We start from the raw sequence: 17946 nt of genomic DNA, 5'->3' as shown, positions 1-17946 counted from the left end.
GCTTATGAGAATGGCGCCGGGCCGCGCCCTCTGCGGGGCGCTGTGGATTACGGGGGATCAGGCGGCGGGCCGGCCCGCCAGCATGCGGGTGGCGGTGTAGCTCATGACCGGCTTGCCGTGCTGGTTGCGGACCTCGATGGCGGACGTGACGATGGCGCGGTTGTGCTTGGACGTGGGCCGCACCTCGGTCACTTCGACCTCCGCCCAGATGGTGTCGCCCGCCACCACGGGGGCCAGCATTTTCTTGTGCACTTCCAGCAGCGCCAGCCCGGTGCCCTGCACCATGCCCTGCAGGATCAGCCCTTCGATCAGGGCGTAGGTCAGCGCGCCGGGGGCGGGGCGGCCCTGGATGGCGCCCTGCGCGTAGGTCGCGTCGATGAAAATGGTTTCCAGCATGCCGGTCGCGCTGATGAAGTTCACGATGTCGGTTTCGGTCACCGTGCGGCGGAAGGTATGGAAGCGCTGGCCCACGGCCAGGTCCTGCCAGTAATAGCCCAGTCCGAGCTGCGCGGGGGCGGCGCGGTTTTGGTCAGCGGTCATGCGGGTTCCTTGCTGTCGTCGAGGGTTGCGGAAAGCGCGTCGCGGGCGGCGCCGGTTTCCAGGAGCGCGTCGATGCGGGCGTCGTCCAGGCCGGCCTGGCGCAGCACCTCGCGCGTGTGTTCGCCCAGGCGCGGCGGCATCGCCGGCGGCACCTGGGAATGCTGCATGCGCACGGGATTGCGCACAAAGCGGTAGCGGCTGCCGCAGGCGCTTTCCAGCGGCACGAAGAAATCCACGCTTTGCAGGTGCGGATCGTGCTCCAGGTCCTGCAGCCGGTTGATGCGCGCGGCCGGAATCTCCAGGCGCTCGCACAGCGCCAGCCAGTAGGCCGTGTCGTGCGCGGCCACGATCCCGGCCTGCAGTTCGTACAGCGCCTCGATGTTCCGGGTGCGGGCCGAGATGTCGGCGAAGCGCGGGTCTTCGGCCAGATCCGGGCGGCCGGCGGCGATGAAGAAGCCACGCCAGTGCGCGTCGGTGTAGGGCATCAGGCAGATATGGCCGTCGGCCGTGCGGCAGGGCCGGCGGTTGGGCGTCAGCGCGCGCGGATAGCCGGCCTCGCCGGGCTCGTCGCGCAGATGCCTGCCGTAGTAGTGCTCGACCAGCGCGAACGAGGCCATGCTTTCGAACATGGGCACTTCCAGCTGCTGGCCCCGGCCGGTGCGCTCGCGTTGGAAAAGGGCGGCCAGGATGGCGTGCGCGGCGACCAGGCCGCAGGTCTTGTCGGCCGCCACCGTGGGCAGGTAGCGCGGCGTGCCGGTCTGGCGGTCGACCAGGTCGGCCAGGCCCGACAGCCCCTGGATGATGTCGTCGTACGCCGGGCGCCCGTCGTAGGCGCCGCCCGCGCCGAAGCCGTACAGCCCCGCATACACCAGCCGCGGGTTGCGCGCGCACAAGGTTTCGGGGCCCAGCCCCAGCGCCTCCATCTTGGCGGGACGCATGCTGTGCATCAGCACGTCGGCCTGGTCCGCCAGCGCCAGCAGCGCCTCGCGCGCCGACGGCTGCTTCAGGTCCAGCACGATGCTGCGCTTGTTGCGGTTCAGGCCCAGGAAGATGGCGGCCAGTCCCGGCTCCTGCGCCGGGCCGGTGCGGCGCGTGGAGTCGCCGGCCGGGGCCTCGACCTTGACCACGTCGGCGCCGTAGTCGGCCAGTATCTGCGAGGCATAGGGGCCGAACACCACGGAGCTGAGGTCCAGGATGCGCACGCCGCCCAGCGCGCGGGTTTGGGAGAGGGGGGTAGCAGTCATGGGGGAAATGCTATCGGCCCCGCGCATACGCGTCTAATATGGCTTAGGTATTGGGTGATATGGAATTTGTTATGGCTATCGATCTACGCCAGCTGCGGCAGTTCGTGACCATCGCGGAGCTGGGCAGCTACCGGCGCGCCGCCGACGTGCTGCACATCGCGCAGCCGGCGCTGTCGGTCTCGATCCAGAAGCTGGAACACGCGGTGGGCGTTCCGCTGCTGGTGCGCGGCGCCAAGGGCGTGACCCCGACGCCGGCCGGCCAGGCCCTGATGGCCGACGCGCGCCGGGCGCTGTTCCACTCCGAACAGGCGCGCCAGGCTGCGCGCCGCGTGGCGCTGGGCGAATGGGGCCTGCTGCGGCTGGGTTTCGTGGGATCGGCCACCTACATGCTGCTGCCGCGATGCCTGCCGCAGTTCCGCGCCCAGTATCCGGACCTGCAGCTGGACCTGCGCGAGGACAGCACCATCGGGCTGGTGGGCATGCTGCGCGCCAACGACATCGACGCCGGCCTGGTGCGCGGGCCGCTGGAGGAGGACGAGTCGCTGGACTCGTGGGTGGTGGAGCGCGACGACCTGATCCTGGCGGTGCCCGCCGGGCATCCGCTGGCCGCCGGCGGGCCGGTGCGCCTGGAGCGGGCGCGCGCCGAAAACTTCGTGCTGTATTCGCCGCTCAAGGTGCCTGGCTTGCACGGCGTGGCGCTGGCGCTGTGCCGCAAGGCCGGCTTTTCGCCGCGCGTCAGCCAGGTGGCGATTCAGGTGCAGACGCTGGTCAGCCTGGTGGCCAGCGGCCTGGGCCTGGCGCTGGTGCCCGGGGTGACGCGGGCGTATTCCACGCCGCACGTGGCCTTCGTGCCGCTGGCCGATGCCGATGCGCGCGGCGCGCTGTCGCTGTCGCTGGTGACGCACCGAGACACCTCGTGCGCCGCCGTGCTGCGGCTGCGCGACAGCATGCTGGCGCTCGCCGCCTGAGGCGGCGGGCGCGGGTCAGCCCTGGCGGGCCGCCAGGATGGCGTCGACCTCGATGTCGAAGCCGGCGAAGTTGGACTGGGTCAGCGTGCGGGCCGGCGCAGGATCGCCGACGTAGCCGGCGTAGATCGCGTCGAATTCCTTGGCGTCGGCCGGGTTCTTCAGGAACACGTTGACCTTGACCGCGTCGTGCAGCGACAGGCCGGCCGCCTCGGCCGCCGCCTGGAGATTGTCCAGCGCCATGCGCGCCTGCTCGGCGAAGGGCTTGTCGCCGTGGCGCACGTTGTGGACGTCGCGCGGGGTCTGGCCCGAAAGAAAGACCAGGCCCTGGGCCTGGACGGCGACGCTGTAGGTGCCGGCCGGCGGCGGTGTGCGGTCACTGGAAAATGCGCGGCGTGTCATCGAAGGTCTCCTGGTTGGGTGGAAGTTGGCCGGCGCGGGCGGCCGGCCGCCCCGATGCTAGCCGATTCAGGCGGGCGGCTGCCGTTCCTGCGCCTGTTGGACCAGGCCCTTGAGCGCCTGCCCCAGCTCGGTGGGGAAGGGAAACACGATGGTCGAATTGTTCTGCGCGCCTATCATGGCCAGCGTGCTCAGGTAGCGCAGCTGCATGGCCTCCGGCTGCTGCGCCAGCGTGCGCGCGGCGTTGAGCAGCATCTGCGCGGCCTGCTCCTCGCCCTCGGCGTGGATGACCTTGGCGCGCCGCTCGCGCTCGGCTTCGGCCTGGCGCGCGATGACCCGCACCATGCCTTCGTTCAGGTCGATGTGCTTGATCTCCACGTTGGCCACCTTGATGCCCCAGGCGTCGGTCTGCGAATCCAGGATTTCCTGTACGTCGTTGTTGAGCTTGTCGCGCTCGGACAGCATTTCGTCCAGGTCGTGCTTGCCCAGCACCGAGCGCAGCGTGGTCTGCGCCAGTTCGCTGGTGGCCTGGCGGAAGTTCTCCACCTGGATCACGGAGCGCTCCGGATCGATGACGCGGAAGTAGATGACGGCGTTGACCTTGACCGAGACGTTGTCGCGCGAGATCACGTCCTGGGTGGGCACGTCGAACACCGCCACGCGCTGGTCCACCCGCACCATCTGCTGGACCACGGGGATCATCAGGATCAGCCCGGGCCCTTTGACGCCGGTGAAGCGGCCCAGCGTGAAGATCACGCCGCGCTCGTACTCGCGCAGGATGCGCACGGACGCAGCGAACAGCGCCAGCGCCAGCACCAGAATGGGACCGTAGAAAGCAAGGTTCATCAACATGGCAGACTCCTGTCGTCAATGCGGCGCGCCGGCATCGGCCCGCACGCGCAGGGTCAGCCCCTGCGCGGATTCGATCACCACCGGATCGCCGGCGGCCAGGCCGGCGGGCCCCTGCGCGCGCCAGCGTTCGCCCTCGGCCATGACATAGCCCTGCGCGCCGTTCCAGCTCAGGACCTGCACGCGCCGGCCGATCAGCGCGTCCACGCCGCTGACCACCGGCGCGCGGCGCGAGCGCAGCGCCAGCCGGCCGATCAGAAAGGTCATGCCCAGGCTGGCCACGGCCACGCCGGCCACCAGCGGCAGCGAGACCTCGTAGGCCGGCGTATCGGTGTCGACCAGCAGCAGCGCGCCCAGCACGAACGAGACCGCGCCGCCGATGCCGAGCGCGCCCAGCGAGGGCGTGAAGATCTCGGCCACCATCAGCACGATCCCCAGCAGCGCCAGGGCCGCGCCGGCGTAGCTCAGCGGCAGCGCCGACAGCGCGTACAGGCCCACCAGCAGGCAGATCGCGCCGACCACGCCGGGGTAGAGCGCGCCCGGGCTCATGAATTCGAAGATCAGCCCGTAGACGCCCACCATCAACAGCATCAGCGCCAGGTTGGGATTGGTGATCGCGCTCAGTATCCGGGTGCGCCAGTCGGGTTCGCGCTCCTGTAGCGCCAGCCCGCGGGTGTGCAGCGTGACTTCGTTGTTGCCGACCCGCACGCTGCGCCCGTCGGCCTTGTCCAGCAGGTCGGGCAGGTCGTCGGCGATCAGGTCCACCACGTTCTGCGCGCGGGCCTCGCCGGCCGACAGGCTGGCGGCCGAACGCACCGCCTGCTCGGCCCAGTCGGCATTGCGTCCTCGCAGCGCGGCCAGCGCGCGTATGTAGGCCACGGCGTCATTGATGGCCTTGGATTCGCTGGCGTCACGGGCGGGCTGGGGCGGGGCCTTGTCGGCGCCCGCCTCAGGCTTGCCGGCGGGCGGCTCGGCCGGACGCGGCGGGCTGCCGCCCAGCGAGATCGGCGTGGCCGCGCCCAGGTTGGTGGCCGGCGCCATCGCCGCCAGATGGCTGGCGTAAAGAATGTAGGTGCCGGCGCTGGCGGCGCGCGCGCCGTTGGGCGCCACGTAGGCGATCACGGGAACCGGCGAGGCCAGGATCGCGCGGATGATGTCGCGCATCGAGGCGTCCAGCCCGCCGGGGGTGTCGATGCGCAGCACTACCGCGGCCGCGTTGTGTTCGCGCGCGGCGGCCAGCCCGCGGACCAGGTAGTCCGCCGTGGCGGGGCCGACGATGCCGTCCAGGGTCAGCACCACGGCGCTGCGCGAGTCGGCGGCGGGCGCGGCGATCGCGGCCGTGGCGCCGAGCACGACCGCCGCCAGCAGCGCGGCGAGGCCGCACAGCCTGCGTGTTGCGCAGATCAGGCTCTGGATCGGGGAGGCCATGGCGGATTCCTCCTGGTTGCTCCGAGGGGCGGGCGGCGCGGCGCCCGGCCGGCTGTGTCCAGAGTACCACTTCCACTACGCGATTCAGAGACTAGCGCAAGGAGATCCCCGTGCGCTGCACCGCCTGCGTCCAGTACTGGCGGTCGTCTTCCATGCGCCGCGCGAGGTCCTGCGGACTGCCGCCTTCCGCGATCAGGCCCAGCTGCGCATAGCGCTCGCGCACCGCCGGCGAGGACAGCGCCTCCGATACCGCCTGGGCGACGCGGTCCAGCACCGGCTGCGGCGTGCCCGCGGGCGCATACAGGCCGACCCAGGTGTCGCGGTCCAGCCCGGCGACGCCCAGCTGCGCGAAACTGGGCACGCCGGGCAGCAGCGGCGAGCCGCCCGGCGTGGTCACGGCCAGCACCTGCGTCTTGCCGGTCTGGGCAGCCTTGGTGGCGCCCGAGGCGCTGAGAAAGGCGCTGCCCACGTGGCCGCCCAGCAGCCCGGTGAGGTTCGGGCCTTCGCCGGCGAAGGGCACGTGGGTGATGTCGATCTGCTTGTCGCGCTTGAGCAGTTCGCCGAAGAAATGCGTGGTGGTGCCTTCCCCGCTGGAGCCGAAACTGATCGCGCCCGGCTTGTCGCGCGCCATCGCGACGTACTGCGCCAGCGTGTCGGCCGGGACCGCCTGGCGGTTGACCAGCAGCGCCACCGGCGTGGTGAATAGCGTGGAGACCGGCAGCAGGCTGGCCGCCGACGACGGCGCGCCGGCCGTCTCGCGGCCCAGCTGTTCGTTGATGGTGGAGTTGGTGACGGCCACCAGCGTGTAGCTGGGCGGGCTTTTGGCGGCCAGCGCCACGCCGATGCGCCCGGACGCGCCGGGCCGGTTCTCCACGATGACGGGCTGGTCCCACACGGCGCCCAGCCGTTCGGCCAGGATGCGGGCGGCGCCGTCCACCGCGCCGCCCGCGGGGTAGGCCACGATCAGCCGCACCGGCTGTTCGGGATAGGCGCCGGCCGCGGCGGCGCCGGCAAGGCCCAGCGCCGCCGCGGCGGCCATCGTCAACGCGGTGTGGCGGATTGCATGATGCATGTCATGTCTCCTTGTGCGCGGCGCGCGTTCAGATCACGCCGTCGGTGCGCAGCTGCGCGATGCGGTCCGGCGCCAGGCCCAGCAGCTCGCCGTAGATGGCGTCGTTGTCCTGCCCCAGCCCCGCGCCGGCGTGCGTGGGCTCGGTCGGATCGCGTGTGAAGCGCGGCACCACGTTGGGCATCTGCAGCATGCCGAAGTCGCGGTCCGGCACTTCCACGATGGAGCGGCGCGCCACCACGTGGGGGTCCTTGACGACCTGGTCTATGGTGTAGATCGGCGCCAGCGTGCCGTTGGCCCGGTCGAAGGCGGCCAGCACGTCCTGCAGGTCGTGGGCCGCGCACCATTCGATGAAGACGCGGTTGAGTTCCTGTTCGTGCACCACCCGGCTGGCGTTGTCGGCGAAGCGCGGGTCCAGCGCCAGTTCGGGACGGCCGATGGCGCGGCAGTTGTTGGCGAACATGGAGTCGATGGAACCCGCCATCGACACCCAGTGGCCGTCGCGCGTGCGGTAGACGGCCGAGGGCGCGGAGTAGGGGCTGCGGTTGCCGTTGCGGGTCGGCACCGTGCCCAGCTGCTGGTACACGCCGGGCATGAAGTCCAGCAGCCGCGTGATGCATTCGGTGAGCGAGAGGTCGATCTCCTCGCCCGGGCGGCCGGGATCGCGCGCGCGCGGCCACAGGGCGGTCAGTATGCCGATGGCGCCGAACAGCCCGCCGATGGAGTCGCCCAGCGGCACGCCCGCGTGCATGGGCTCGTCCTCGGGATGCCCGGTCACGGTGGTCAGGCCGCCCATGGCCTCGAAGATCCGGGCGAAGCCGGGGCGCTCCGAGTAGGGGCCGGACTGGCCGAAGCCGGTCACGCGCAGGATGACCAGGTTGGGCCTGAGCGACCACAGCACTTCCTTGGTCAGGCCCCAGCGGTCCAGCGTGCCGGGGCGGAAATTCTCGATCAGCACGTCGAACTGCGGCAGCAGCTGCTTGAACAGCGCCACGCCGTCGGGCACGCGCAAGTCCAGCGTGCCGAAGCGCTTGCCGCGCTGGGCGGTTTTCCACCAGATGCTCCTGCCGTCCTTGAACGGCGGAAACGCGCGCATGCCGTCGCCCTTGCGCGGCAGTTCCAGCTTGAGCACGTCGGCGCCGTAATCGGCCAGCAGCGTGGCGGCGAAAGGGCCGGCGAGGACGGTGGCGATGTCCAGCACCTTGAGCCCGGCCAGGGGACCTGTCATGGCGGTGTCCTCCCTCATCGCGGGGCCAGCTGGCGGGCGATGATTTCCTTCATCACCTCGTTGGCGCCGCCGTAGATCTTCTGGCCGCGCGAATCCATGTACATGCGCGCGATCGGGTATTCGCGCATGAAGCCGTAGCCGCCGAAAAGCTGCAGGCAGCGGTCGACCGTCTCGCATTCCTTCTGCGTGCCCCACCATTTCGCCATGGCGGCGGTGGCGGCGTCCAGCCGTCCCTCCTGCTGCCAGGCGATGCATTGGTCGATGAACACGCGCGCCAGCGCCGCCTCGGTCTTCATCTCCGCCAGCTCGAAGCGGGTGTTCTGCAGCTTGAACAGCGGCTGGCCGAAGGCCTGGCGCTGCTGCACGTGCTCCAGCGTCAGGCGCAGCGCGCGTTCGATGCTGCCGACCGCGCGTATGCCGATGAGCAGGCGCTCGTAAGGCAGCTGCGCCATCATCTGCGCGAAGCCCTGGCCCTCGCCGGCGCCCAGCAGGTTGGCCGCGGGCACCCGGACCTCGTCGAAGAACAGTTCCACCGTGTCCTGCGCCTTGAGCCCGACCTTGTCCAGCGGTTCGCCGCGGCGAAAGCCCGCCAGGCCGCGCGTCTCCACCATCAGCAGCGACACCCCCTTGGCGCCCAGGCTGGCGTCGGTCTTGGCCGCCAGCATCACCAGGTCGGCATGATGGCCGTTGGTGTTGAAGGTCTTGGAACCATTGACCACGTAGCTGTCGCCGTCGCGCCGCGCGCGCGTCTTGATGCCCTGCAGGTCGGAGCCGGCGCCGGGTTCGGTCATGCCGATGGAGGCGACGATCTCGCCGCTGGCCATGCCCGGCAGCCAGCGGCGCTTCTGCTCTTCGCTGCCGTAATGATGCAGATAGTGGCCGACGATGTAGTGCGGCCCGAAGCCGGGGCCGAAACCGCATTCGGCGCTGACCTCCACCAGCGCCGCCAGGTGCGCGTAATCGCCGTCGCCGCCGCCGTATTCCGACGGCAGGTCGGCCAGCAGAAAGCCCATCTCTCCCAGGCGATTCCAGACCTCGCGGTCGATATGGCCCTGCGCCTCCCAGGCCGGCACGTGCGGCAGCAGTTCGGCGTTCCAGTAGCGGCGCGCGGTCTCCTGGAACTGCGCGACCTCGTGCGTGCGCCACGGCGATTGGTATTCATCCATCAACACGTTGTTTTCTCCTCTCCGACTCGTTTGGGGGCGCGCTTCAGGCGCCGTACCTGCCCAGCACGGAAACGCTGCACACGTTCTGCCACGGAAAGCCGCCCAGGTTGTGGATCACGCCGATGGCGGGGTCGTCGGCGCGCTGGCGCTCGCCGGCGCGTCCCTGCATCTGCAGGTACATCTCGTAGGCCATGCGCAGCCCGGTCGCGCCGATGGGGTGGCCGAAGCACTTCAGGCCGCCGTCTATCTGGCAGGGAATGACGCCGTCGGCGTCGTAGAAGCCGTCGAGCACGTCGTGCGGGCCGCGGCCCTCGGGCGAGATGTGCATGTCCTCCATCGTCACCAGCTCGGTGATGGAAAAGCAGTCGTGCACCTCCAGCAGGTCGATCTGCTCGCGCGGCCGCGCGATGCCGGCCTCTTCATAGGCGCGCGCCGAGGCCACCCGCGTGGTCTGGAAGTAGCTGCCGTCCCAACTGTCGTGGCCGGCCTCGCTGCCGCTGGACACCGCCAGCTGCAGGGCCTTGATGGCGACCAGGTCGCGCTTGCCCAGGCCGCGCGCGATGTCGGGCGTGGTCAGGATGGCGCAGGCGGCGCCGTCGGAGACGCCGCAGCAGTCGTACAGGCCCAGCGGCTCGGCGATCATCGGCGCGTTGATCACGTCGTCCATGCTGATCGGATTGCGCAGGTGCGCCTTGGGATTTCGGCCGGCGTTGGCATGGCTCTTGACCGACACGTGGGCGATGGCGCGCTTGAGGTCGCGCGCGTCGATGCCGTGCTTGGCGCGGTAGGCGCTGGCCAGTTGAGCGAAGGAACCGGGCGCGCTGATGTTGGGCCAGACGATGTCGTTGAGCGGGCCGCGCGGACGCTGCGGCAGGCCGCCGTAGCCGGTGTCCTTCAGTTTCTCCACGCCGAAGGCCAAAGCAAAATCGCAGGCGCCCGAGGCCACCGCGTAGGCGGCGCCGCGCAGCGCTTCCGAGCCCGAGGCACAGAAATTCTCCACCCGCGACACCGGTATGTTGGGCAGGCGCAGCGCCACGCCCAGCGGCACGCCGCCGTTGCCCAGATGCTGGGTCTCGATGCCGGTTCCCAGCCATGCGGCCTGGATCTGCGACTTGTCGATGCCGGCGTCCCGCAGGCATTCGCCGAAGGCCTCCACCGCCAGGTCCTCGGCGCCGCAGTCCCAGCGCTCGCCGAAGCGCGAGCAGCCCATGCCCAGGATCACCACCTTGTCACGAATTCCCGTTGCCATGCATGTTCTCCATCGGAGCGGCGAGCGTCGCCTTCCAGAAATAGCGGGTGTAGCCGCGCGCGGCGTCGCAGGCCTTGATGCGAAAGCTCATGCGCATCGGCAGGCCGACGGCCAGTTCGTCTTCGTCCACGTCGGTGAAGTCCATCATCAGGCGGCCGCCGCCTTCGAACTGCACCATGCCGTAGCAGGCCGGGGGATTGGGCGTGTAGGCCAGGCGGTCCGCCGTATAGCTCATGATGCGGGCCGGCGTGTCGGCGAACGGCAGTTCCTGCTGTGCGCCGGTCGCGCCGCAGGCAGGGTTGACGCAGACCTCCGAACGCGGCCACTGCGCCGTGCCGCAGGCTGCGCAGCGCCCGCCCAGAAAGCCGTGCACGGCCTTGCGGTTGCGGTATTCGACGGACAGCGGCGTCAGCTTGTCCTGCTCGGCGCGCATGCCGCGCTCCAGCGTCAGCAGGTCGTTGAAGACCAGGAACTTCATGTAGTTGTCCTCGGCCTTGCCGCGCGCCAGCCAGCCCTGCGCGCCCAGGCGCGGGGGCAGGGCCGCGAGCGCGGCGGTGGTGCGCAGCACCAGCACGTCCACCCCCTGTCCGAACGCCGCCAGCACCAGCACCTGTCCGGGCGCGGCCGCGCCCAGCGCATGCGCCAGCATCAGCAGCGGGTGGGCGCAGCCGGCGTTGCCGACGGTCGCGCCCAGCGTGTCGTGCACGCGATCGGCGGCGATGCCCGCCTGCCTGGCGATGCGCTGGGCCGCGCCTTTCTGCGGCAGGGCCACGCACAGCTTGTCGACCTGGCCGGGTTCGAGCCCGGCCTGGCGCAGCGCCGCGGAGATCGCCTGCGGAATCTGCGCGGCGTGGCCCTGCTCGCGTATCCAGCGTTCTTCCCAATAGGTGTCGGTGGCCGAGCCGGCGCCGCGGTAGTGGTCGGCCATGTCAACGGTGCGGCTCACCAGCGCCAGCGGTTCGGCGACGACCTCGCCTTCGCCCACCAGCACCGCGCCCGCGGCGTCGCCGTACAGCAGCTCCTGCGCGCTGGCCGCCTTGGACTTGCGGCGGTCGCTCGCCGTCACCAGCGCGCGCCGTCCGGCGCCGCCGCGCAGCGCCTGCATCAGGGCCGAGGTGGCGCCGCGCTGCGAAGCGGCGATGTCGACGGCGCCGATGTCCTCGTCCAGGTTCAAGGCCTGCGCGACGATGCTGGCGTTCAGCCGGCTGGCGTAGGGCAGCGAGGTCGAGGCCAGCATCAGGTCGTCCACCGAGCGCGCGTCCAGTCCCGCCAGGCAGTCGCGCGCGGCTTCCACCGCCATGGTGACGGCGTCCTCGTCGAAATTGCACATGGCCCGGGCGCCGTCGCGATGCGCCGCCAGCGAGGCGTCGTACCAGGCGTGGCTGCGCACGATGGCCGCGCGCTGCAGGCGCAGCCGCGGGACATAGGCGCCGAAGGAAAGTATGCCTCTCATGCGCCGGCCCCCCCGGCCGCGTCGATCACGGCCAGTCCGTTGTTGAGCACCACTTTTTCGCGCTCCAGCGCGATGGCCCGGAAGCGCACCTCGCCGCTGCTTCCCCAGGCCTCGACGCGGATGGTCTCGCCGGGATAGACCGGCGCGCTGAAGCGCACGTCGATGCGCTTGAGCCGCGCCGGGTCGTAGCCGCACAGCATGCGCAACAGCGCATGGCAGGCGATGCCGTAGGTGCACAGGCCGTGCAGGATGGGACGGTCGAAGCCGCCGCTGCGCGCCACCTCGGGGTCCGCATGCAGCGGATTCAGGTCGCCCGACAGGCGGTACAGCAAGGCCTGCCCGGCCAGCGTGGGCAGCTCGCAGACATGGTCGGGCGCGCCGTCGGGCAGCCGGACCGCGGCCGGCGAGGGCCCGCTCTGGCCGCCGAAGCCGCCGTTGCCGCGCGCCATCACCGCCTGTTCCACGGTGGCCAGCAGCTCGCCGTCCGGCGTCTCCAGGGTGCGCTCGACGAAGAACAGCGCGCCCACGTCCGGCCCCTTGTCCAGAATGTTCCGGACCCGGGTGCGGCCGATGACGGTGCCGGCCGGCGCCAGCGGGCGGTGCAGCTGCACCGACTGGCTGGCGTGCAGCACCTTGCGCCAGTCGATGCCGGTGTCGGGCTCCTTCATCCAGAAGCCGGGATAGCCCAGCACCGCGGCCTGCGTCGGCACGGCGAGCTGCCGCTCTTCATAGACGAAAGGCAGTTCGCGCGCATCCAGCGGGTCGCGCCCCAGGCCCAGGCCCAGCGCGTACAGGATCGAGTCCTTGGAGGTATAGGTCTGCCGCACCGGTTCGAAATGGCGATGCAGCAGCTTGTCGGGATCGAATGTCATGGCGGGCCTCATACCGGAGTCCAGGCGAACGCCTCGCGCGCGCTTTCCAGCGGCACCAGGCTGGTCTGCATGGCGGGAATCGCATGCTCGGCGATGGCCTCCACCGTCCAGCCTTCGGAGCGATGCACGCTGCGCAGCGGACGCGGCTGGCTGAACAGCATGATTTCGTTCTTGCGCACGCCGAAGATCTGGCCGCTCACGTCCTTGGCAAGGTCCGACAGCAGGTAGACGACCATGGGCGCGATCTTGTCGGCGGTCATCTGCTTGAAGCGCTCGAGCCGCCGCTTCTGTTCTTCGGTCTCGTCGGGCAGGGTGCCGATCAGCCGGCTCCAGGCCCACGGCGACACGCAGTTCGAGCGCACGTTGCAGCGCGCCATCTCCAGCGCGATCGAGCGCGAGATGCCGACGATGCCCAGCTTGGCCGCCGAGTAATTGGCCTGGCCGATATTGCCCACCAGGCCGGCGGCCGAGGTCATGTGCACATAGGCGCCGGACTGCTGTTCGCGGAACATCGCGGCCGCCGCGCGGCTGACGTTGTAGGTGCCCTGCAGGTGCACGTCCAGCACCTGCTGCCAGTCGACGTGGCTCATCTTGTGGAACATGCGGTCGCGCAGGATGCCGGCGTTGTTGACCACGCCGTCGAGCCTGCCGAAGTTGTCGATGGCCGCCTGCACCATGCGCTGCGCGGCGTCCGGATCGGACACGCTTTCGCCGTTGGCCACGGCGCGTCCGCCCTGCTCGCGGATCGCCGCCACCACTTCGGCGGCCGGGTCGAGCGTGCCCTCGCCGTCGCCATTGGGGCTGCCGCCCAGATCGTTGACCACCACCGCGGCGCCCTGGCGCGCCGCCAGCAAGGCGATCTCCCGGCCCACGCCGCGACCGGCGCCGGTCACCAGCACGACTTTTCCTTCAAGTACTCCAGCCATTTTGTCTCCTCGGCAGGTTGAACCGTTCAAGCAGAAACGGGATGCGAGAACTGTAGGCACGGCATGGCGGCCGGGTAACCACGCGCAGCGGATGGCAGGTATGCAGGATCGGCAATGCTCGGCCCGCGCGGCCGTGCTGCGCGGCAGCAAGCGGGGATTGCGCAGCCCTGCGGGTTGACCCCGATCCGCCATAGCCGCGCGCCGCCATGGCCGCGCGCATGCCGCAACGCAGCAGGCGCGGCGCGCCGGATACGCCCTGATATGATCGGAAAAAAATCACGACGCAGGCTTTTCCGTCCGTACAGGAGACAGAAAGTGAAGCTGGTAGTCCGTGCAGCCGATGAGCTGAAGATCGAGAACGTGTCCGCTTTCGTGGCCACCGCGGAGTCGGGCAGCTTTTCGCAGGCGGCGGTGTTGCGGGGCTGCTCGCAGTCCATGCTCAGCCGCCGGGTGCTGGAGCTGGAGGAGCAACTGGGCGCGCGCCTGTTCAACCGCACCGGCCGCGGCGTGCTGCTGACCGAACTGGGCGTGGCCCTGCTGCCGGTGGCCCAGGAACTGCTCGACGGCGCCACCGGTTTCCTGGAACTGGCGGCCTCCACCAACGAGCAGCCCTCCGGCACCGTCGAGATCGCGCTGCCGCGCTGGGCCGCCGAAGGCCCGGTGTCGATGCTGGTCAACCGGATATCCACGCAGTACCCGCGCATCCATCTGGTCATACACGAAAGCTACAGCCGCGACGTGATGGACCGGCTGGCCGCCGGCAAGCTGGACATCGGCGTCTTCAACAGCGCCCACGCCGAGCCGCCCGGACAGGCGCGGCGCCTGTTCTCGTCCGACCTGGTGCTGCTGGGCCGGCGCGATTCTCCGCTGCTGCGCGCGCCCACCGTGCCGCTGGCCGCGCTGAACGGGCTGTCCATCGTGATGCCGCCTTCGCCCAATCCCGTCGAGGCGGTGGTGCGCGAACGCACCCGCGACATGCAGCTGGATCTCAGCGCCGAACTGGAGATCAACTCGGGCGCCATGATCCGCGAGGTGGTGCGCCGCTGCCACCGCTACGCCATCACGCAGGTGCATCGCATCGAGGACTATCTGGACGAGGGCGACCTCGCCATCTCGCGCATCGTCGAGCCGGCGCTGACGCTGCACACCTTCTGCGCCACCGGCGCCAAGCACCGCATCAACCGCGCCAGCCTGGCGGTCGAGCGCTGCCTGGTGACGGTGCTGGAAGAACACTTCGTGCGGCTGCAGCAGGCCGCGCAGCGGCGCGAGGCGCGCTGGGCCGCGGCCTGGCAGACGGCTGTTCAGACCATGCATAGCTGATCCCCGGTTCCGGCATGGCACGGCGGGATTCTTGTGGCTATCGTGACAGGCTCCAAGAACCCGAGGAGACCCAACCATGTCCGTTGCCAGAACCGCGTGGCGCGCCGCCGTGCTCGCCTGCCTCGCGCTGTTTGCTTCGACGCCCGCCGCCGCGGCCGAGGCGGACGCCTATCCGTCGCGTCCGGTCCGCTTCATCGTGCCGATCGGTCCCGGCAGCAGCGGCGACACCATGACGCGCACCTTCGCCGAATACCTGCGCAAGACCGCGGGCCAGGCCATCCTGGTCGAGAACCGGCCCGGCGCGGAACTGTCGCTGGGAACCCAGGTGGCGCTCAACGAGCCCGCCGACGGCTATACCGTGGTGCTGATCAGCCCCAGCGCCACGGTGATCAATCCGCTGTTCGTGAAAGACCTGCCGTATCGTCCGCAGGACCTGTATCCCGTGCTCAACGTGACCCGCCACGTCGCCGTGCTGGTGGCGTCGGCGGCTTCGCCGTACAAGACGCTGGGCGACGTGGTCGAGGCGGCCAGACGCGACAAGGGCGGCGTCAGCCTGGGCACCTACGGCAACACCTATCGCCTGGGCGCGCTGGACCTCGCCAGGCGGGCCGGGGTGGACTTCAACCAGGTGCCGTACAAGGGCGCGGCGCAGGCGGTGGCCGACGTGGTGGGCGGTTCGGTGGACCTGGCGCTGATAGACATCGCCGGGGCCGCGCCGCTGGTGGCCTCGGGCAAGATACGGGCGCTGGCGGTGGCCGGCGACCGGCGCCATCCATTGCTGCCGGACGTGGCCACCGTGCAGGAAGCCGGCTATCCGGGCTATTCGCTCTATGTGTTCATCGGTTTCGCGATCCGCGCCGGCACGCCGGCGCCCGTGGCGAGCAAGCTGGAGGACATGATGCTGCGGGTGATGGACGACCCGGCGCTGCGCGCGCAGCTGGCGCAGCAAAGCGGCGGCGAGGTGGTGGGCACGGGCAGCCAGGCCTTCGCCGAACTGATCCGCGCCGAGGGCGTGCGCTACGCCGATCTGGCGCGCCAGATCGGCGCCGTGCCGCGGTGAGCGCGCAGCCAATATCTTCGATGTATCGGCCGACCCAAATATAGTATTTCCGGCGTGTGTGGTTCTTCCCTAGGATATCCGGCAAGGCATTCTGAAAAGGGAGGGGCCATGTGGGTAGCAGGGATGGGCCGGGCGCCAGGGCGCCGCGGGAGCGGCGCATGAACGGGCCGCTGCAAGGAGTCCGCATCCTCGACGTCACCGCGGTGCTGATGGGGCCTTACGCCACGCAGATACTGGGGGACCTGGGCGCGGACGTGATCAAGGTCGAGGCGCCGGGCGGCGACAGCGTGCGCGGCATCGGCCCGGCGCGCCACCGCGGCATGGGCGGGATTTTCCTGCACGCCAACCGCAGCAAGCGCAGCATCGTGCTGGACCTCAAGCGCCCGGCCGGCCGCGAGGCGCTGCTCAGGCTGGCGGCGACCTGCGACGTGCTGATCTACAACGTGCGGCCGCAGGCCATGGCGCGCCTCGGGCTGTCGTACGAAGCGGTGGCGCGCGCCAATCCCGCCATCCTGTACGTGGGCGTCTACGGCTACGACCAGCGCGGCCCGTACGCGGCGCGCGGCGCCTACGACGATTTGATCCAGGGCGCGGTGGGCATACCCGCGCTGTCGGTGCAGGCCGGCAGCGAAACGCCGCGCTACGCGCCCAGCGCCATTGCCGACCGCATCGTCGGCATCAGCGCGGCCAACGCGGTAAGCGCCGGGCTCTACCATCGCGCGCGCACCGGGCGCGGCCAGGCCATCGACGTGCCCATGTTCGAAACCATGGCGCAGCTGATCCTGGGCGACCACATGGCGGGCCATTCCTTCGAGCCGCCGCTGGGGCCGCCAGGCTATCCGCGGATACTGAACGCCGAACGCCGGCCCTACGCCACGCTGGACGGCCACATCTGCGTGCTGCTGTACGCCGACAAGCAGTGGGCGGCCTTCTTCGAGCTGATCGGCCAGCCGGGCCGCATGGAGACCGATCCGCGGCTGCGCGACATCGGCGCCCGCACCCAGCACATCCACGAACTCTACCGGCTGGTGGCGGACGCGATCGCCACCCGCAGCACCGCGGACTGGCTGGCGGCGTTCGAGGCCGCGGATATTCCGGCCATGCCCATGCACAGCGTGGAGTCGCTGCTGCGCGATCCGCAGCTGGAGGCGATCGGCTTCTTCAACACGGTCGACCATCCCAGCGAGGGCAAGCTGCGCATGATGGCGGTGCCCTCGCGCTGGTCCGGCACGCCGCCCGATCCGTCGCGGCCGGCGCCGCGGCTGGGCGAGCACAGCGTGGAAGTGCTGAAGGAGGCGGGCTACCGGGACGAAGACATAGACGCGCTGCTGCGCGACGGCGTGACCGTGGAGGCGGGAGCGGAACATGAGTGATTTCCTGAAACGCGAACGGCACGGCGCGGTGCTGCTGCTGACCATGGACCGGCAGGCCACGCGCAACGCGCTGTCCGACGCCGACGCGGTGGACGCGCTGGTGGACGTGTGCGCCGAGGTCAACGCCGACATGTCGGTGCGCGCCGTGGTGCTTACCGGATCGCACGGCGTGTTTTCCTCGGGCGGCAATCTCAAGACCCTGGACGCCACGGTCGGCGCCGGCCTGGGCGAGCCGGTGCGTAGCCGCCAGGCCTACCGCGACGGCATACAGCGCGTGCCGCTGGCGCTGTGCAACCTGGAAGTGCCGACCATCGCGGCGGTCAACGGGCCGGCCATCGGCGCCGGCTGCGACCTGGCCTGCATGTGCGATATCCGCCTGGCCGCGGAGCAGGCGCGCTTCGCCGAGAGCTTCGTCAAGCTCGGCCTGACGCCGGGCGACGGCGGGGCGTGGCTGCTGCCGCGCGCCGTCGGCATGTCGCGCGCCTGCGAAATGGCCTTCACCGGCCGCAGCGTCGACGCCGCGCAGGCTTTGCAGATGGGGCTGGTGTCGCAAGTGCTGGCCGGGGAAGCGCTGCTGCCGGCCGCGATGGCGCTGGCGCAGGAGATCGCGCAGCACTCGGGCCACGCGCTGCGGCTGACCAAGCGCCTGTTGCGCGAGGGGCAGCACACGCGGCTGGATACGCTGCTGGAATTGTCGGCCGGCTTCCAGGCGCTGGCCCACCATACGCAGGAGCATGCGCGCGCGTTGGACGGGTACCTGGACAAGGCGCGCGCCTGAAGCCGATGACGACAACCAGGAGACAAG

General features: G+C 70.4%; 17 protein-coding genes. 5 read left to right on the top strand and 12 right to left on the bottom strand.

What is annotated here, in order from left to right; genetic code table 11:
• Positions 1–57 precede the first annotated feature (57 nt).
• The gene (locus C1I89_RS11095; RefSeq protein WP_102772780.1) at positions 58–540 is read right to left on the bottom strand and encodes a MaoC family dehydratase; all 483 of its coding nucleotides are present in this window, start codon (positions 538–540) and stop codon (positions 58–60) included.
• Positions 537–1784 carry a CaiB/BaiF CoA transferase family protein gene (locus C1I89_RS11090; RefSeq protein WP_102772779.1) on the bottom strand — a complete coding sequence of 416 codons (1248 nt, stop codon included), beginning with the start codon at positions 1782–1784 and terminating at the stop codon, positions 537–539. The genes C1I89_RS11095 and C1I89_RS11090 overlap by 4 nt, the downstream gene beginning before the upstream one ends.
• Positions 1785–1855: 71 nt before the next feature.
• On the opposite strand from C1I89_RS11090, the gene C1I89_RS11085 reads away from it, so the two are divergent.
• Positions 1856–2752, top strand: a complete 897-nt coding sequence (locus C1I89_RS11085) for a LysR family transcriptional regulator (RefSeq protein WP_246842558.1) — start codon at positions 1856–1858, stop codon at positions 2750–2752.
• Between the two features lie 15 nt (positions 2753–2767).
• Here C1I89_RS11085 and C1I89_RS11080 read toward each other — a convergent pair whose 3' ends face one another.
• From C1I89_RS11080 to C1I89_RS11035, 10 genes are all read right to left on the bottom strand, one after another.
• The gene (locus tag C1I89_RS11080; RefSeq protein WP_102772777.1) at positions 2768–3151 is read right to left on the bottom strand and encodes a RidA family protein; all 384 of its coding nucleotides are present in this window, start codon (positions 3149–3151) and stop codon (positions 2768–2770) included.
• A 66-nt stretch (positions 3152–3217) separates the two neighbouring features.
• Complete coding sequence (locus C1I89_RS11075; protein WP_102772776.1) at positions 3218–4000, bottom strand: slipin family protein; 783 nt, start codon at positions 3998–4000, stop codon at positions 3218–3220.
• Positions 4001–4015: 15 nt separating this feature from the next.
• On the bottom strand, positions 4016–5425 hold the full coding sequence (locus C1I89_RS11070) for an NfeD family protein (protein WP_102772775.1): 1410 nt from the start codon (positions 5423–5425) through the stop codon (positions 4016–4018).
• A gap of 91 nt (positions 5426–5516) precedes the next feature.
• Positions 5517–6497 (bottom strand): Bug family tripartite tricarboxylate transporter substrate binding protein, encoded by a 981-nt coding sequence (locus C1I89_RS11065; protein ID WP_102772774.1) that lies wholly within the window; start codon positions 6495–6497, stop codon positions 5517–5519.
• Positions 6498–6525: 28 nt separating this feature from the next.
• Positions 6526–7722 (bottom strand): CaiB/BaiF CoA transferase family protein, encoded by a 1197-nt coding sequence (locus tag C1I89_RS11060; protein WP_102772876.1) that lies wholly within the window; start codon positions 7720–7722, stop codon positions 6526–6528.
• 14 nt (positions 7723–7736) lie between these two features.
• The gene (locus tag C1I89_RS11055) at positions 7737–8888 is read right to left on the bottom strand and encodes an acyl-CoA dehydrogenase family protein (RefSeq protein WP_102772773.1); all 1152 of its coding nucleotides are present in this window, start codon (positions 8886–8888) and stop codon (positions 7737–7739) included.
• Positions 8889–8931: 43 nt separating this feature from the next.
• Positions 8932–10137 (bottom strand): acetyl-CoA acetyltransferase, encoded by a 1206-nt coding sequence (locus tag C1I89_RS11050; RefSeq protein WP_102772772.1) that lies wholly within the window; start codon positions 10135–10137, stop codon positions 8932–8934.
• Positions 10118–11590 carry an OB-fold domain-containing protein gene (locus C1I89_RS11045; RefSeq protein WP_102772771.1) on the bottom strand — a complete coding sequence of 491 codons (1473 nt, stop codon included), beginning with the start codon at positions 11588–11590 and terminating at the stop codon, positions 10118–10120. Before C1I89_RS11045 ends, C1I89_RS11050 begins: the two co-directional genes overlap by 20 nt.
• On the bottom strand, positions 11587–12462 hold the full coding sequence (locus C1I89_RS11040; protein WP_102772875.1) for a MaoC family dehydratase: 876 nt from the start codon (positions 12460–12462) through the stop codon (positions 11587–11589). Before C1I89_RS11040 ends, C1I89_RS11045 begins: the two co-directional genes overlap by 4 nt.
• An 8-nt stretch (positions 12463–12470) precedes the next feature.
• The gene (locus C1I89_RS11035) at positions 12471–13388 is read right to left on the bottom strand and encodes an SDR family NAD(P)-dependent oxidoreductase (RefSeq protein WP_102772770.1); all 918 of its coding nucleotides are present in this window, start codon (positions 13386–13388) and stop codon (positions 12471–12473) included.
• A 315-nt stretch (positions 13389–13703) separates the two neighbouring features.
• Here C1I89_RS11035 and C1I89_RS11030 point away from each other — a divergent pair, with 315 nt between their 5' ends.
• The 4 genes from C1I89_RS11030 (at position 13704) to C1I89_RS11015 (ending at position 17919) form a co-directional block, all read left to right on the top strand.
• The gene (locus C1I89_RS11030; RefSeq protein WP_111827109.1) at positions 13704–14708 is read left to right on the top strand and encodes a LysR family transcriptional regulator; all 1005 of its coding nucleotides are present in this window, start codon (positions 13704–13706) and stop codon (positions 14706–14708) included.
• 76 nt (positions 14709–14784) lie between these two features.
• Complete coding sequence (locus C1I89_RS11025) at positions 14785–15768, top strand: tripartite tricarboxylate transporter substrate binding protein (protein ID WP_102772768.1); 984 nt, start codon at positions 14785–14787, stop codon at positions 15766–15768.
• A gap of 158 nt (positions 15769–15926) precedes the next feature.
• A complete protein-coding gene (locus tag C1I89_RS11020; protein ID WP_102772767.1) occupies positions 15927–17141 on the top strand; it encodes a CaiB/BaiF CoA transferase family protein in 1215 nt (404 codons plus the stop codon).
• Positions 17134–17919 (top strand): crotonase/enoyl-CoA hydratase family protein, encoded by a 786-nt coding sequence (locus tag C1I89_RS11015; protein WP_102772766.1) that lies wholly within the window; start codon positions 17134–17136, stop codon positions 17917–17919. The genes C1I89_RS11020 and C1I89_RS11015 overlap by 8 nt, the downstream gene beginning before the upstream one ends.
• Positions 17920–17946: the final 27 nt, after the last annotated feature.

Source organism: Achromobacter pulmonis, assembly GCF_002885955.2.
In the GTDB taxonomy this organism is placed as follows: Bacteria; Pseudomonadota; Gammaproteobacteria; order Burkholderiales; family Burkholderiaceae_B; genus Achromobacter; species Achromobacter pulmonis_A.
Note: the sequence above shows the minus strand (reverse complement) of the source record. Positions and strands in the feature narration are given on the sequence as shown.

Excerpts from the sequence above, each read along its gene's own strand:
- C1I89_RS11050 (WP_102772772.1), bottom strand. The coding sequence starts at position 10,137 with ATGGCAACGGGAATTCGTGACAAGGTGGTGATCCTGGGCATGGGCTGC.
- C1I89_RS11090 (WP_102772779.1), bottom strand. The coding sequence starts at position 1,784 with ATGACTGCTACCCCCCTCTCCCAAACCCGCGCGCTGGGCGGCGTGCGC.
- C1I89_RS11040 (WP_102772875.1), bottom strand. The coding sequence starts at position 12,462 with ATGACATTCGATCCCGACAAGCTGCTGCATCGCCATTTCGAACCGGTG.
- C1I89_RS11070 (WP_102772775.1), bottom strand. The coding sequence starts at position 5,425 with ATGGCCTCCCCGATCCAGAGCCTGATCTGCGCAACACGCAGGCTGTGC.
- C1I89_RS11055 (WP_102772773.1), bottom strand. The coding sequence starts at position 8,888 with ATGGATGAATACCAATCGCCGTGGCGCACGCACGAGGTCGCGCAGTTC.
- C1I89_RS11075 (WP_102772776.1), bottom strand. The coding sequence starts at position 4,000 with ATGTTGATGAACCTTGCTTTCTACGGTCCCATTCTGGTGCTGGCGCTG.
- C1I89_RS11085 (WP_246842558.1), top strand. The coding sequence starts at position 1,856 with ATGGCTATCGATCTACGCCAGCTGCGGCAGTTCGTGACCATCGCGGAG.
- C1I89_RS11080 (WP_102772777.1), bottom strand. The coding sequence starts at position 3,151 with ATGACACGCCGCGCATTTTCCAGTGACCGCACACCGCCGCCGGCCGGC.
- C1I89_RS11015 (WP_102772766.1), top strand. The coding sequence starts at position 17,134 with ATGAGTGATTTCCTGAAACGCGAACGGCACGGCGCGGTGCTGCTGCTG.
- C1I89_RS11060 (WP_102772876.1), bottom strand. The coding sequence starts at position 7,722 with ATGACAGGTCCCCTGGCCGGGCTCAAGGTGCTGGACATCGCCACCGTC.
- C1I89_RS11020 (WP_102772767.1), top strand. The coding sequence starts at position 15,927 with ATGAACGGGCCGCTGCAAGGAGTCCGCATCCTCGACGTCACCGCGGTG.
- C1I89_RS11045 (WP_102772771.1), bottom strand. The coding sequence starts at position 11,590 with ATGAGAGGCATACTTTCCTTCGGCGCCTATGTCCCGCGGCTGCGCCTG.
- C1I89_RS11095 (WP_102772780.1), bottom strand. The coding sequence starts at position 540 with ATGACCGCTGACCAAAACCGCGCCGCCCCCGCGCAGCTCGGACTGGGC.
- C1I89_RS11025 (WP_102772768.1), top strand. The coding sequence starts at position 14,785 with ATGTCCGTTGCCAGAACCGCGTGGCGCGCCGCCGTGCTCGCCTGCCTC.
- C1I89_RS11065 (WP_102772774.1), bottom strand. The coding sequence starts at position 6,497 with ATGCATCATGCAATCCGCCACACCGCGTTGACGATGGCCGCCGCGGCG.
- C1I89_RS11035 (WP_102772770.1), bottom strand. The coding sequence starts at position 13,388 with ATGGCTGGAGTACTTGAAGGAAAAGTCGTGCTGGTGACCGGCGCCGGT.